The sequence below is a fragment of the Halopiger xanaduensis SH-6 genome (assembly GCF_000217715.1).
Taxonomy (GTDB): domain Archaea; phylum Halobacteriota; class Halobacteria; order Halobacteriales; family Natrialbaceae; genus Halopiger; species Halopiger xanaduensis.
The window spans coordinates 392,987-405,700 of record NC_015666.1 but is presented as its reverse complement, the minus strand read 5'-3'; the positions used below and the strand labels follow the sequence as shown (position 1 = coordinate 405,700).

Sequence of the window (12,714 nt, the reverse complement as noted above, 5' to 3'; positions counted from 1 at the left end):
CTACCGCGACATGAGCGTTCCCGGTATCGTCCAATCTACTCTCGGCGACGAAGAAATCGCGGCGCGAGTCTCTCTCGGCAGCGAAGACGAACTCTTCATCACTTCCTCGAGTACACTCGTCTACCGGTCCGACGGACTCCTGCGCGACGAATCGGTCGACGAATACCCCCACGAGGCCGACCGGCTCACCCTCTCGGAAGGGCGGCGCAAGACCAAGTTCTCCCTCGAGTATCCCCTCGAAGGAACGAAGGAATTCACGGTGCCGTCGGGTAAGACCGACGCGGTGTTGCACCCGGTTCTCGCGGGCGTTCTGAACGGCAACGGAATCACCGAACCCGGCGAAACCGTCGCCAAGACCTACCGTTTCAGCGAACTGACGCTGATCGTCACGAGCGAGCGGCTGGTCAAACACATCGGCAGCGCCGTCTGGGACGAGGACTACGAGGAGTACCACTACGAGGACGTGACGAACCTCTCGTTCGAGGACGGCAGCGTCGCGACCCAGATCGTCCTCGAGGTCGACGGCCGGCCCCAGCGGATCAAGGCGCCCAACGAGGAGGCAAACGACCTTCGCGAGCGACTCCAGCGGGCGCTGTTCGACTACCACGACGTCGGCTCGCTCGAGGAACTCAACGAGGCGATCGGGCTCGACGACGCGGACGACGATCGCGGCGACAGCGGGGGGACGATGGAGTTCGGTTCCGGCGTGGATCCGCTCAACGCAGACCCGCCGGAACTCGACGATCAAGAGGGTGCCCGCACGGCGACCGCCGACGCGGGTGCGACCGAAACGACGGTCGACGCCGCTGCGGATGCGAACGCGAGTTCCGAAACGAACGCACGCGCAGACGCGGATGCGACCGGGTCGGGGGTTTCCGACTCGATCGATGGGCAGTCCAACCGACGGGACGACACGAGCGGGTCCGCCGCCGAATCAACCACTGAGACCGGGGGCTCGTCCGACGCAGCCGACGGCGATACCGATCCGTTCGTCGAGGCGACGGAGTCGATCAGCGACGATACGACGTCCGATGCGACCGCCACGCAACGTCGCCAGGGCCAGTCTGCCGACACCACCGACATCGACGCCAGCGGCGACTCCGCCGCGCAGTCGTGGCCGTCCGACGATCCAGCGGCTGAGGCCGCAGCCGGCGACTCGGTATCGACCGCGACGGATCCCGAAGTCCTCGAGCGTCTCGAGGCGCTCGAGGCGGCCGTCGAGCGGCAAAGCGACGTCATCGAACAGCAGCAACGGACGATCGAGCAGTTGATCGAGGAATTACGGCAGGGCCGGTAGTCGGGGAGTCGATCACCGGCACTCGGTGCGAAGCGCAAGTCACCGGTCACTCGCGCCCGGTAACCTTCCGGATGCACGAGGAGCCGAACGGCCCTATCTCGCCCGCCTCGAGATCGATGAAGTAGCCGGTCGAGAGTCCAGACCCGCAGCGCTGGCAGGTGAAATCACCTTCCTTGGTGATCACATCTTGATCGAAGCTGACGTACTGGCGGCTCTTCGGCCGGACGATACCGTCCTCGCGTTCGATGATCCCGCGAAGTTCGGCCTCGTCGAGAATCGTTCGGGTCACCGTCGGATCGGCCGTGATCGCTTCGATCCGGTCGACGACGTCGGCAAGCGAGAGCGACTCGTGCTCGAGGCGTTCGAGGAGCGCGAGGCCGAGTTCGACGCGGTCGTCGCGGTCCGTGCCGTTCTCGGTAGCGGCTGCGGTCGCGTCCGCCGCCGCGTTCGCACTCACGTCTGCGTTCGCGTCTTCCTCCTCGAGGTCGTCGACGCGGTCGCCGTCACGATCCATCGGTGAGTGGTGCCGTGCCGCGCCGAATAAACGTTGCGTCGTCCGGCGCCCCTGGACTGGAGACACAAAGGCTTCAATACTCGCGCGAGAACTCGAGGCGATGTCGACGTTGCCCGGCTCGTCCGCCCCGTTCCGCGCCCGGGTGATCCTCGGGCTGCTCGCGGCCGCCGCGATCGTCACCGCGGGCGTGCTCGTCTCTCCTTCGAGGGCGCTCGCGACGCTCGAGTCGCTGGCCGCCGACCCGTTCCTGTTCGGACTCGTCGTCGCCGCCGTCTACCTCGTTCGACCGCTGCTCGCCTGGCCGACCACGCCGCTGTCGGTCGTCGTCGGCTACGGCTACGGGGTCGCCCTCGGCGTACCGATCGCGCTTGCAGGCATTCTCGTGACCGTGCTCCCGGTCTTTCTGGCCGTTCGACTGCTTTCGGGATCGGATAACGGCACAACGGAAGCGGCTGCCAACACGGACGCGGACCGAGAGGCCGTCGGGGCCGGCACGCTCGAGCGGGCACTCCGCCGGACCGACGCCGCCGTCGATCGGTACTACGAGACCGCGGGGCCGACCCGCGGCGTGATCGCCTCGCGGCTGGCGCCGATTCCTTCGGACGCGGCGACGTGCGCCGCGGCGACGAGCGACGTTCGACTCCACCAGTTCCTCGTCGGGACGGCGATCGGCGAACTCCCCTGGACGGTCGCCGCGGTCGTCGTCGGCGCCTCGGCGGCGACGATCACGACGGCCGGTCTCGGCGACCTCGGGCTCCGGCTCTCGATCGGATGCGGGTTCGCAGCCCTCTTCCTGCTCGCGGGGCCACTCTACCGGGTCGTCCGGACTCGAGTTGGACTCACGGATTCCGGAACGGGACGAGCGAACGGCTAATCGACTCGTACTCGTTTCTGTCCGGCTGCTGTCGCAGACATACCGACGTTACGTCGAGTCCGACCCCGACTGCGATCCCGTTCGGGAATCGTTCCCGGCGCTCGTGGGCGGCCCGTCACCGTCGTCGGAATCGGTTTCGTCCCCGTCTTTGCCCCCGGCCGATTCGGCGGAGCGTCGTCCGTCGGACCGGGACCGCCTTCGATCGCTCGCCGCGTACCGCTCGCGGTCCTTCGCGTTCTCCTTCTCGAGGAAACTCGGCCGCCGAACGCGGTCGGTACTGTCCGAGGGGAGCGTGTCGATGCGGATTCCCTGCAAGGATTGGGGAAGGCCGATTTTATCGTCGAGGTCCAGTTCGGTGTCGTCGCTCGACCCACCCGAGCCGGCCGGATCCGCCCAGAGGTCGAGTTCGTTTTTCTCCGTGACGAGTTGCTGCCAGATCTCCCGCGGACTCCCTTCGCCCTCGAGTTGGCGGACGTGCTGGCGTCCCTTCTGGTAGGCGAGTTCGGCGAAGCTCCGGTCGTAGTTCGTGGCGGTCGCGTCGCTGATCCGCTCGAGTTCGCCGGGGTGGTCCTTACCGAGTGCCTCGGCGACGCCGAGCGCGAACGCGCGCCAGAGGACTTCGTCCCGGTCCTCGAGCGTCTCCCAGTCCGTCCCGAAGGTGCGTTCGTACATGGTCAGGACTGGATCTTCTCGTCCGGATCGACGCGCAGGCCGCGCTCGGTGAACTCGATCGGGCGGATGTCGCAGTCGATCTCCGTCCCGCGCATCTTGATGATCTGGACGCCCCGGGTCATCCCGCCCGACTCGAGGTAGTTGTGCATGAAGATGACCCCGTGGGAGAGGTAGTGGCCGTCCGAGTAGGAGGTCGGATCGGTCATCTCCGAGATCAGGAGGACGGTGGCGTCGGCGCGTTTGAGCTTCGTCAGGAACGTGACGAGCTCGCCGACCTCGTCGGAGAAGTAGTACTCGAGCAGCATCGTCGAGTCGATGACGACCCGATCGATCCCCTTCGACTCGATGAACGAGACGAGTTTGTTCGAGAGGTTCTCGACGCTGCCTGGCCCCTCGCCGCTGCCGCGACCGGACGAGGAGGAAAAGAACCGTTTCGTCTCGCTCTCGAAGACGTCCATGAACTTCATCTTCCCGGAGCTCACCGCCTTGTCGAAGCCGAACTCGAAGTTCGTCATGTCGCTGACGAGCTCCTGTTCGGATTCGTGCATGCTCACGTACAGCGCGGTTTCGCCCTCGAAGACGCCCTTCGTGAGAAACTGCGAGCAGAACGTCGTCTTGCCGCTCCCGGGCGGTCCGCTGACGATGTACAGGCGGTCCCGCAACAGGCCGCCGTCCACCAACTCGTCGAAACCCGGGACGCCCGTGGAGAGTCGCATCGTGGAACACAGGGTTCGTGTCGGATAAATAGGTTCTGGCAGACTCCCGGCCCGTATTAAGCGCTCTGGCCGTTGACTCACTCGATCTTTCCGTCTCCCGGCATGGCGACTCGCGCAGTATCGGCTACCAGAACGTGTCCGCACAGTCGTAGATAACGCCGTGTTGCGGGCAGACGTACTTGCAGTGGCGCTTGTACATCGGCTGCTCGCAGTGTGGACACGGCCTGCCACCGACCTCATCACTGCTGGTCTCCGCGCTGCCGTCTGTCATACGCTCGCGTTGGATAGCCAGCAGGTAAGTGCTTCGTGTCCGCGAAAAGTGAGACAGCAAGAGCAAGCGGAGATAGAAGAAAATCGGACCGCTATCGACGATACCGTGCGTCAGTTACCTTAACACTCGCTCCAGCCGCAGGACTCGCAGGTCTTGCAGCCTTCGGAGTAGTACAGCGACAGCGAACCGCAGTCGGGGCACTCGGGGGACTCACCGGCGTCGATGAGGTCCTGGGTCGCATCGTCGTCGGCGCCGGACCCGCTCTTGGCGGCCGCGCCGCCGTCGGTCTTGGGCCCGTCGTAGGTCGCTTCCGTCTCTGCGTCCGCATCGGTCGACTCCTCGAGCGTCGCCTGCGTCGGGTACGGCTTGTCGATCTCGTCTTCAAGGTAGCGGCGCATCGCGGTGCCGATGGCGTCCGGGATGGACTGGATTTGTTCGCCCTTGTCCCAGGCGACCTTCGGACTGCGAGTCCCGCAGAGTTCGTCGACGATCTCCTCGGGGTCGACGCCCGAGCGCAGCGAGGTCGAGATGACCTTCGCCAGCGCCTCGGTGAAGGAGTTCGTGAAGCCGCCGGAGTGGCCGATGTTGGCGAACAGCTCGAACGGCTGGCCGGTCTCGGGGTCCTCGTTGATCGTCACGTAGACCTTGCCGTAGCCGGTGTCGATGCGCTGGCTGACGCCCTGAAGAGCGTCTGGGCGCTCGCGCTTTTCGGTGAAGTCGACTCGAATCGGTTCTTCGGCGTCGTCGGCCAGCGAACCGACGTCCTCCGCGAGGACGTCCTGGACGTCTTCGTTCTCGAGGAACTGCTCTAAGCCGCCGAAGACCTCCTCGATCTGTTCGACCAGCGCCTCCGCGGCTTCGGTCTCGTCGGCGAAGTCGGTGTTCTTCGCGCGGGTCGTCAGCACCTGCTTGCTGCGGGTGCCGTCGCGGTAGTAGGTGACGCCCTTGCCGCCGTGCTCGTAGATGTACTCGAAGACGTCCTTGGCGTCCTCGAGGGTGGAGTCGTTGGGCGCGTTGACGGTCTTCGAGATGGCGGAGTCGACGCCCTGCTGGCAGGCGACCTGCACGCCGGCGTGGTCCTTCGCCGAGAGGTCGCCGGTGGTGACGAACAGTTCGCCGATGGCGTCGGGCACCGTCGAGAGGCCCTCGACGCCGTTGAACTGGTTGGTGGCCATCTGCTCTTGGGCCTCCTCCTTGACGGCCTCGACGTCGATGTCGTTGTCCTCCAGCACGCGCAGGAAGTAGTCGTCGAACTCGACGAGCATCTCGTCGCCCTGCACGTCGTCGGAGACGTTCTTGTAGTAGGCGACGTTGTAGATCGGCTCGCAGCCGCCGGTGGTGTTGCCGACCATACTCGTGGTGCCCGTCGGGGCGATGGTCGTCACGTTGTGGTTGCGGATCGGGAAGCCGTCTTCCCAGTCGTCGGCGTCCAGTCCGGTCTGTTTCTCGAACCACTCGCGGTACTCGGTCGGGTTCGCGTACTTGGACTTGTCCCACTCGTCGAAGCTGCCGCGCTCCTCGGCGAGTTCGTGGGACGTCCACTTCGCGCTGTGGTTGATGTGGGTCATCAGCTGGCGCGCGACCTCGTTGGAGGCCTCGCTGCCGTACTCCATGCCCAGCTGGATGTACAGCTGCGCTAGTCCCATGATCCCGAGGCCGATCTTGCGCATCTCCCGGACCTTCTGCTCGATCTTCTCGACCGGGAAGTCGCTCATCGTGACGACGTTCTCGAGGAACCGCGTGCCCATCTCGATGCGGCGGTCGAACTCCTCGAAGTCGACGGCCTCCTCGAGGAAGGCGTCGACGGCGGCCTCGATCGAGTCGTACTCGTCGCCGTGCTCGTCGTACCAGACGCGCCAGTCCGGCGCCTCGAGATCCGCGAGCGTCGAGAGGTTGATGTGGCCGAGGTTACAGGCCTCGTACTCCTCGAGGGGTTGCTCGCCGCAGGGGTTGGTCGCGAGGATGCGGTGGTCGGGGTGTTTCTCGATGTCGAAGGAGTGCTGTTTGTTGACGCGCTCGAGGTAGATAACGCCGGGTTCGCCGTTCTCGTGGGCGCCCTCGACGATGTCGTCCCAGAGTTCCTCGGCCGGGATCGACAGTTCCTCGCCGACCTCGACGTGCTCGCCGAGACCGAACATGTCGTAGAGTTCCTTCGTCTCCTCGGTGGCGATGTGGGGTTCGCCCGTTCGCGGGTTGGTGAACGTGAACTCCTCGTCGTTCTGCAGGGCCTCCATGAAGTCGTCGGTGATGCCGACGGAGATGTTGAAGTTAGAGAGGTGGCCCTCGACGGCGTTGCGGAGGTGCTTCGGCACGCGGCCCTCGTCGTCGATGAGTTCGCGCGCTTCCTCGAGGGCTTCCTGGAAGGAGTTGTGCGTGAAGTCGTCGGGGTCGTTCAGGCGCAGCGTCTCGGCCAGCGAGACGTCCTTGTTCTTGGCGTGAATGAACTGGATGACGTCCGGGTGGGAGACGCGCATGACGCCCATCTGGGCGCCCCGTCGGGCGCCGCCCTGGGCGATCGTCTCGCACATCTGGTCGTACGTGCGCATGAACGTGATCGGGCCGCTAGCGATGCCGCCGGTCGAGCCGACCGCGTCGCCGTAGGGGCGCAGCCGCCAGAAGGCGTAGCCCATGCCGCCGCCGCTCTGGAAGACCTGCGCGGCCTCCTTGGCGGTCTGGTGGATATCGTCGATGTCGTCCTCGGGGGAGTCGACGAAACACGCCGAGAGCTGCTGAAGCTCGTCGCCGGCGTTCATCAGGGTCGGCGAGTTCGGCATGAAGTCGAGGTTCTCCATCATGCCCTGGAACTCGTCTGCGACGTCCTCGACGTGATCGCGGATCTCGTCGGGGAGTTCGGGGACGACGGTGTCGTAGGCGAACTTGTTGATGTTGTAGATAGACAGCGTGGTTTCGTCCTCGTCTTCCGCGGTCGTACCCGCACCGAAGACCTCCTCGGCGAGTTCGTCGCGCCGCGGGTGGTCGGGCTTGAGCTGGTCGGGCGTGACCGTGATCTCGGCGTCGCGCTTGCGCGCCTCGAAGACGGCCTCCGCGAGCGCGATGTTCTTGCCGACGCGCTCGAAGAGGTCCTCCTGCTCCTCGATCAGCTCGCCGTCCGCGTCCTTGCGGAGGTAGCGGGCGGGGAGAATGTTGTGGTAGGCGTTGTCGGTCAAGCGATCCTCGAGCGTGTCGCCCTCGGTTCGCTTGATCGGCAGGGTCAGTTCTTCCGCGGTGAGTTCGTGCTCGCTCATGCGCGCACCACCTCGTCGCTGTGCCGCCGCCGCGCGTCGATTCTGGCGTGAATCCGAGTCCTGGCTCTCATCATTCGTGACGAAGGTTCAGTATTCATGCCTCCCTCATAAATGGTAGTGTTGTTGCGCTACTTTTCTTGTAGTAGTGCAATTATAGTTGTATAGATGTCTCTGTACTGTCTGATTTCGTTCCGACACGACCGTTGAAACGGCCGCGAGTGCGCCTATCAACGGCTACGGGAGCCTCCGTCTTAACGATTTTCAGACCGACCTGAAAGTGGATCGGATCGACGTAATTACCCGCTCCTATCGGGCGATTTCCTCTTTCAGTCGCCGCCGGATCCGTCCGCGGAACCGTTCGTTCACGAACACCTGTCTGTCACGCTATCCAGAAAGATTACGTCCCTGCAGCACGGGGTCTCGCGTATGCCCGAACCATTCACTGGGTCGACCGTCCTCCTCGCCCTCGCAGCGCTCGCCGCCTTTGCGGTCGCCGTCATCGCAATCCGCATCGCAATCAAACTCGCCGTCCGCGTCGGTATCGTCGCCGCCGTCGTCCTCGCGGCGCTGTACGCAACCGGTTCGCTCGGCGTCATCCCCGGCGTCTAAACTGGGATCTCACTTTCGTCAAGAACAGTCGTCTCGAGTTCGTTCGATCGCTCTCAATTCTACTGACGTCTCGTGGTCTCGAGCACGGAGTCGAAATCAGTTCGAGTAGCGAGTAGTGAGTAGCACTCAGCACTCCGCAAGGAAGTTCTCGATCACATCGTGGCCGACCGCCGTCAGAACGCTCTCCGGGTGGAACTGCACGGCTTCGATCGGATACTCGCGGTGGCGCACGCCCATCACGAGCGTCTCATCAGCGTGGTCCGCCGTCGCCGTCACTTCGAAGCAGTCGGGCACCTCAGTCGCGATCAGCGAGTGGTAGCGCCCGGCCCGGAACCCTTGTTCGAGGCCGTCGAAGACGCCCGAACCGTCGTGGTCGACAGATGAGGCCTTCCCGTGGATCGGCTCGGGAGCGCGGCCGATCGTGCCGCCGTACTCGTAGACGGCGGCCTCGAGGCCGAGGCAGACGCCCAGGGTCGGCACCTCGGGGCTGACCTCCCGCAGTACGTCCATCGTGACGCCGACGTCGCGGTCGTTCTTCGGGTGGCCGGGGCCGGGACTGATGATAATCGCGTCCGGCTCGACGGAGCGGATATCCTCGAGCGAGGCGGTGTTTTTCAGCACTGCGGTCTCGGTGTCGGGAAGTTGGCTGACGTACTCGACGAGGTTGTACGTGAACGAATCGTAGTTGTCGACGAACAGGACGCGGGTCGTCTCCGCGTCCGCGTCCGCGTCTCCGTCGGTTCCCTCGTCGGTCGCGGTCGCACTCATTGGCTCACCCCCGGCGTCGTCTCGCGACTATCGGCCGCGTCGGCCGGCAACTCGATCTCCTCGAGGGCAGCGAGCACGCCGCCCATCTTCTTCTCCGTCTCCTCGTACTCGGATTTGGGATCGCTGTCGGCGACGAGGCCGGCGCCGGCCTGGACGGTGATCCGATCCCGCTCACCGTCGTCTTCAACCGTTGCCGTCCGGATCACGATCGCGAAATCCGCGTCGCCCGTCCACGAGTAGTAGCCGACGCCGCCGCCGTAGAGGCCGCGCGGCTGGGCCTCGAGGTCGTCGATGATCTCCATCGCGCGGATTTTGGGGGCGCCCGAGAGAGTTCCGGCGGGGAACGACGCGCGGGTCGCGTCGAACGCATCGGCGTCGGCGGCTAGCCGGCCCGTCACCGTCGACTCGATGTGCTGGACGTGGCTGTACTTGAGGACGTTCATGAACTCGTCGACCCGGACCGAACCCGCCTCCGACACGCGGCGCACGTCGTTGCGCGCCAGGTCGACCAGCATCGTGTGCTCGGCTCGCTCCTTCTCGTCGGCCAGCATCTCGCCCGCGAGGCGTCGATCCTCGACGGGGCTCGAGCCGCGGTCGCAGGTGCCGGCGATCGGATTCGACATGACCTCGCGCCCGCGCACGGAGATCAGCGTCTCCGGACTCGCGCCGACGACGGTCAGGTCGTCGTGCTCGAGCAGGTACATGTACGGCGACGGATTCACGTCGCGCATTGCCTCGTAGAAGCCGAGGGGGTCGACGTCGCCGCAGAGTTCGCGTTTCCGGGAGATGACGCCTTGGTAGATGTCGCCGTCGAGGACGTGCTCCTTCGCCTTTCGGACGCTCTCTTCGTAGTCGGCCTTGGGGCCCGCGGTCTCGCCGTCTTTGACGAAGCCGCCGGTTTCGGGTTGCTCGGCGTCGCGCAGCGTTTCAGCGACCGCGGCGGCTTCCTCCCGGAGCGCGTCGTAGACCGCGTCCGGGTCGTCGTCGCTCTCGAGGATCGGCGTAAAGACCAGCGAAACCGTCCCGTCGCGCTCGTCGAACGCGATCGTCTTCGTCGTCAGCACGAACTGGGCGTCCGGGAACCGCGACTCGGGCCGCTCGAGGCCGACCTCCTCGATCCAGAGGTCGTAGACCGCGTCGTAGGCGAGGAAACCGACGAGCCCGCCCTCCAGGTGCTGGCGGTCGTGCTCGGGGAAGTTCGCCAGTTCGACGTCCGGCATGGCGGCCCGGAGCGCGTCGACGGTGTCGCCGTCGGGAGCGGTGTCGACACCGGTGAGGGAAGCGTCCTCGGCCAGCGTTTCAACGCTCGCCTCGCCGGACTCGACCGTCACGACGGCCTCGGGGTCGTAGCCGACGTAGGAGAATCGCGCGTGACGGTCGGCCTCCGCCGAACTCGGCCGGAAGGCGCCGTCGGGGTCGCTCGAGGCCGTCTTCTCGGCGCTCTCGAGCAGGAAGGCGTAGGACGATCGGTCGCGATCGCTGCCCGCCGAGCGGCCGGTCAGCGCGGCGTAGGCGGCGAGCGGCGTCGTCTCGACCTCGAGGGTTGCGACCGTTCGCACGACGGTCGGCGCGTCGCCGTCGGCGTGCTCGCGGAAGGCCTCCCGCTCGAGGTCGAAGGTCGGTACGTCTGATCGGTCGGGGTCGGGGGTGGAGGCTGAGTCACTCATGCGTCACGGCTCCGGTTCCGGTTCGAGTTCCGTCGGCTGCGTCGCGTTCTTCGCTCGGTCCACGAACGATCGGACGGCTTCGGGATCCTTGACGCCGCCCTCGGCTTCGACCCCGCTGGCCACGTCGACCGCGAACGGCTCGACCGTCCGCACCGCCTCGGCGACGTTCTCGGGCGTGAGCCCGCCCGCGAGGATTAGCGGCGACTCGAGGTCGGCGGCGGCCGCTTTCGTTCGGTCCCAGTCGTGGGTCTCGCCGGTGCCGCCGCCGCCCGACTCGTCGACCGTATCGACGAGCAGGCCGTCGACGAGTCTGTCGTAGCGTTCGGCGGCCGCGACCTCGTCGGAATCGATCGCGAGCAACACGTCGACGCCGGTGTCCGACCGCAGGCGCTCGAGCACGTCCCGGTCTGCGTCGCCGTGGAGCTGGATCGCGTCGGGACCGACTCGCTCCACCAGTTCGACGGCGCGGTCCGGGTCCGAGGCCATCGTCACGAGCACCGTCGTCGCGAACGGCGGGACGCTCGAGACGAGATCGCGGGCTCGCTCGACAGACACCTCCCGCGGCGTGTCGACCGGCACGTCGCAGATGACGCCGACGGCGTCGGCGCCGGCGTCGACGGCCGTCTCGAGGTCGGCCTCGTTCGTGAGGCCGCAGACCTTCACGCGCGTCGCGGGCATCGATTCAGGCCTCCGGTTCCGCTTCCGGCTCGGGCTCGGCGCCGCTGCAGAGGTCCTCGAGTTTCGCCGCCGCGTCACCCGACTCGATGGCCTCGAGCGCGGCGTTGGCGCCCGCCTCGAGCGAGTCGGCCTCCCCGGCGACGTAGATCGCCGCGCCGGCGTTTGCGAGGATCACGTCCTGCTTCGCACCGGTCACGTCGCCCTCGACGATGCCCCGCATGTCGTCGGCGTTCTCCTCGGGGGAACCGCCCGCGATATCCTCGATGTCGTGCTCCGAGAGGCCGAGATCCGCGGGCTCGAGCGCGTATTCCTCGACGGCCTCGCCGTCGACCTCCGCGACGCGGGTTTCGCCGTGGATGGCGATCTCGTCGGTGCCGGCGCCGTGGACGACCAGCGCGCGCTCGACGTCCATCCGCGAGAGCGCGTCCGCGAGCACGGGGACGAGGTCGGGGTCGTAGACGCCGACGACCTGCGCGTCCGCGCCGGCCGGGTTCGTCAGCGGCCCGAGGACGTTGAAGATCGTCCGCATCCCCAGTTCCTTGCGCGGGCCGATGACGGCCTTCATCGCCGGGTGGAAGACGGGCGCGAGCATGAAGCCGATCCCGTCGTCCTCGATGGCCTCCTCGACGGCCGGCGGCTCGGCCCCGACGTTGACGCCGACCTCCTCGAGCACGTCCGCGCTGCCGGACGACGACGACACGGAATAGTTGCCGTGCTTGGCGACCGGCACGCCCGCGCCGGCGGCGACGATCGCGCTCGTCGTCGAGACGTTGATCGTGTCGTAGTCGTCCCCGCCCGTGCCGCAGGTGTCGACCAGCGGCTCGCGGTCGGGCGAAATCGTCCGCGCGGCCTCGCGCATTCCCTGCGCAAAGCCCGCGATTTCGGCTTCCGTCTCGCCCTTCGCGCGCAGCGCCGCCAGCAGTGCGCCGATCTGGGCCTCCGTCGCGTCCTCGAAGACGGCCGTCGAAGCCGCTCGAGCGTCTTCCTGTGTCAGATCCTCGCCCTCGGTCACGCGTTCGACGTACTCCTTCATAGTGGACACCAATGTACGTAGTTGTCTTACAATGCCCAAATAAGTACATCAACTTAAGCGTGTCGGAGGCGCGGGTTGCGTGGGGCCGACTCCCGTACGGCGACTGATTCGAAACCTTCAATTACGGTGGCCGGCAACGATTGAGTGCAGACGACGTGGCGACGCGCCACGGTGCAAGCGAAACCAGGCGGGTTGGTGGTCTAGTCTGGTTATGACACCTCCTTGACATGGAGGAGGCCGGCAGTTCAAATCTGCCCCAACCCATTTTTGACGACACAATATTGACGAGCGGAGCGAGGAGTTCGTGTCGTCAACAATTGTACGGGTAATTTGAACCAGACGAGACGCGCGCAGCGATGCGAGCACGTCT

12 protein-coding genes and 1 tRNA gene are annotated in these 12,714 nt (G+C 66.0%); 4 read left to right on the top strand and 9 right to left on the bottom strand.

Translation table 11 applies throughout. The features are described from left to right. Window positions 1-10 precede the first annotated feature (10 nt). Complete coding sequence (locus HALXA_RS01985) at window positions 11-1,297, top strand: DUF7115 domain-containing protein (RefSeq protein ID WP_013878629.1); 1,287 nt, start codon at window positions 11-13, stop codon at window positions 1,295-1,297. 46 nt (window positions 1,298-1,343) lie between these two features. On the opposite strand, the gene HALXA_RS01980 is transcribed toward HALXA_RS01985, so the two are convergent. Further along, complete coding sequence (locus tag HALXA_RS01980) at window positions 1,344-1,811, bottom strand: DUF5830 family protein (protein WP_013878628.1); 468 nt, start codon at window positions 1,809-1,811, stop codon at window positions 1,344-1,346. A gap of 100 nt (window positions 1,812-1,911) precedes the next feature. Between HALXA_RS01980 and HALXA_RS01975 the strand changes: the two genes are divergently transcribed. Then, entirely contained in the window at window positions 1,912-2,685 is a 774-nt protein-coding gene (locus HALXA_RS01975; protein ID WP_013878627.1) for a TVP38/TMEM64 family protein, read from the top strand. Between the two features lie 48 nt (window positions 2,686-2,733). On the opposite strand, the gene HALXA_RS01970 is transcribed toward HALXA_RS01975, so the two are convergent. The 4 genes from HALXA_RS01970 to HALXA_RS01960 form a co-directional block, all read right to left on the bottom strand. Then, entirely contained in the window at window positions 2,734-3,357 is a 624-nt protein-coding gene (locus HALXA_RS01970) for a hypothetical protein (RefSeq protein ID WP_013878626.1), read from the bottom strand. 2 nt (window positions 3,358-3,359) lie between these two features. Continuing rightward, a complete protein-coding gene (locus tag HALXA_RS01965; RefSeq protein ID WP_013878625.1) occupies window positions 3,360-4,073 on the bottom strand; it encodes an RAD55 family ATPase in 714 nt (237 codons plus the stop codon). A 124-nt stretch (window positions 4,074-4,197) separates the two neighbouring features. Continuing rightward, a complete protein-coding gene (locus tag HALXA_RS21930) occupies window positions 4,198-4,344 on the bottom strand; it encodes an HVO_2523 family zinc finger protein (RefSeq protein ID WP_013878624.1) in 147 nt (48 codons plus the stop codon). 119 nt (window positions 4,345-4,463) lie between these two features. Next, entirely contained in the window at window positions 4,464-7,589 is a 3,126-nt protein-coding gene (locus tag HALXA_RS01960; RefSeq protein WP_013878623.1) for an adenosylcobalamin-dependent ribonucleoside-diphosphate reductase, read from the bottom strand. 426 nt (window positions 7,590-8,015) lie between these two features. Here HALXA_RS01960 and HALXA_RS01955 point away from each other — a divergent pair, with 426 nt between their 5' ends. Then, window positions 8,016-8,198: a hypothetical protein gene (locus HALXA_RS01955; RefSeq protein WP_013878622.1), complete on the top strand. Its 183-nt coding sequence runs from the start codon at window positions 8,016-8,018 to the stop codon at window positions 8,196-8,198. Between the two features lie 126 nt (window positions 8,199-8,324). Here the strand turns inward: HALXA_RS01955 and trpG are convergent, their stop codons facing one another. The 4 genes from trpG to trpD are packed head-to-tail and all read right to left on the bottom strand — an operon-like array spanning window position 8,325 to window position 12,344. Beyond that, window positions 8,325-8,966, bottom strand: coding sequence for an anthranilate synthase component II (gene trpG / locus HALXA_RS01950; RefSeq protein ID WP_013878621.1), 642 nt, complete (start codon window positions 8,964-8,966; stop codon window positions 8,325-8,327). Further along, on the bottom strand, window positions 8,963-10,633 hold the full coding sequence (gene trpE / locus HALXA_RS01945; protein WP_013878620.1) for an anthranilate synthase component I: 1,671 nt from the start codon (window positions 10,631-10,633) through the stop codon (window positions 8,963-8,965). The genes trpG and trpE overlap by 4 nt, the downstream gene beginning before the upstream one ends. Before the next feature lie 3 nt (window positions 10,634-10,636). After that, a complete protein-coding gene (locus HALXA_RS01940; RefSeq protein ID WP_013878619.1) occupies window positions 10,637-11,311 on the bottom strand; it encodes a phosphoribosylanthranilate isomerase in 675 nt (224 codons plus the stop codon). A 4-nt stretch (window positions 11,312-11,315) separates the two neighbouring features. Then, window positions 11,316-12,344, bottom strand: coding sequence for an anthranilate phosphoribosyltransferase (gene trpD, locus HALXA_RS01935; RefSeq protein ID WP_013878618.1), 1,029 nt, complete (start codon window positions 12,342-12,344; stop codon window positions 11,316-11,318). A gap of 189 nt (window positions 12,345-12,533) precedes the next feature. Between trpD and HALXA_RS01930 the strand changes: the two genes are divergently transcribed. Next, window positions 12,534-12,608, top strand: a tRNA-Val gene (locus tag HALXA_RS01930). The last annotated feature ends 106 nt before the right edge of the window (window positions 12,609-12,714 follow it).

Excerpts from the sequence above, each read along its gene's own strand:
- HALXA_RS01985 (WP_013878629.1), top strand. The coding sequence starts at position 11 with ATGAGCGTTCCCGGTATCGTCCAATCTACTCTCGGCGACGAAGAAATC.
- HALXA_RS01980 (WP_013878628.1), bottom strand. The coding sequence starts at position 1,811 with ATGGATCGTGACGGCGACCGCGTCGACGACCTCGAGGAGGAAGACGCG.
- HALXA_RS01975 (WP_013878627.1), top strand. The coding sequence starts at position 1,912 with ATGTCGACGTTGCCCGGCTCGTCCGCCCCGTTCCGCGCCCGGGTGATC.
- HALXA_RS01970 (WP_013878626.1), bottom strand. The coding sequence starts at position 3,357 with ATGTACGAACGCACCTTCGGGACGGACTGGGAGACGCTCGAGGACCGG.
- HALXA_RS01965 (WP_013878625.1), bottom strand. The coding sequence starts at position 4,073 with ATGCGACTCTCCACGGGCGTCCCGGGTTTCGACGAGTTGGTGGACGGC.
- HALXA_RS21930 (WP_013878624.1), bottom strand. The coding sequence starts at position 4,344 with ATGACAGACGGCAGCGCGGAGACCAGCAGTGATGAGGTCGGTGGCAGG.
- HALXA_RS01960 (WP_013878623.1), bottom strand. The coding sequence starts at position 7,589 with ATGAGCGAGCACGAACTCACCGCGGAAGAACTGACCCTGCCGATCAAG.
- HALXA_RS01955 (WP_013878622.1), top strand. The coding sequence starts at position 8,016 with ATGCCCGAACCATTCACTGGGTCGACCGTCCTCCTCGCCCTCGCAGCG.
- trpG (WP_013878621.1), bottom strand. The coding sequence starts at position 8,966 with ATGAGTGCGACCGCGACCGACGAGGGAACCGACGGAGACGCGGACGCG.
- trpE (WP_013878620.1), bottom strand. The coding sequence starts at position 10,633 with ATGAGTGACTCAGCCTCCACCCCCGACCCCGACCGATCAGACGTACCG.
- HALXA_RS01940 (WP_013878619.1), bottom strand. The coding sequence starts at position 11,311 with ATGCCCGCGACGCGCGTGAAGGTCTGCGGCCTCACGAACGAGGCCGAC.
- trpD (WP_013878618.1), bottom strand. The coding sequence starts at position 12,344 with ATGAAGGAGTACGTCGAACGCGTGACCGAGGGCGAGGATCTGACACAG.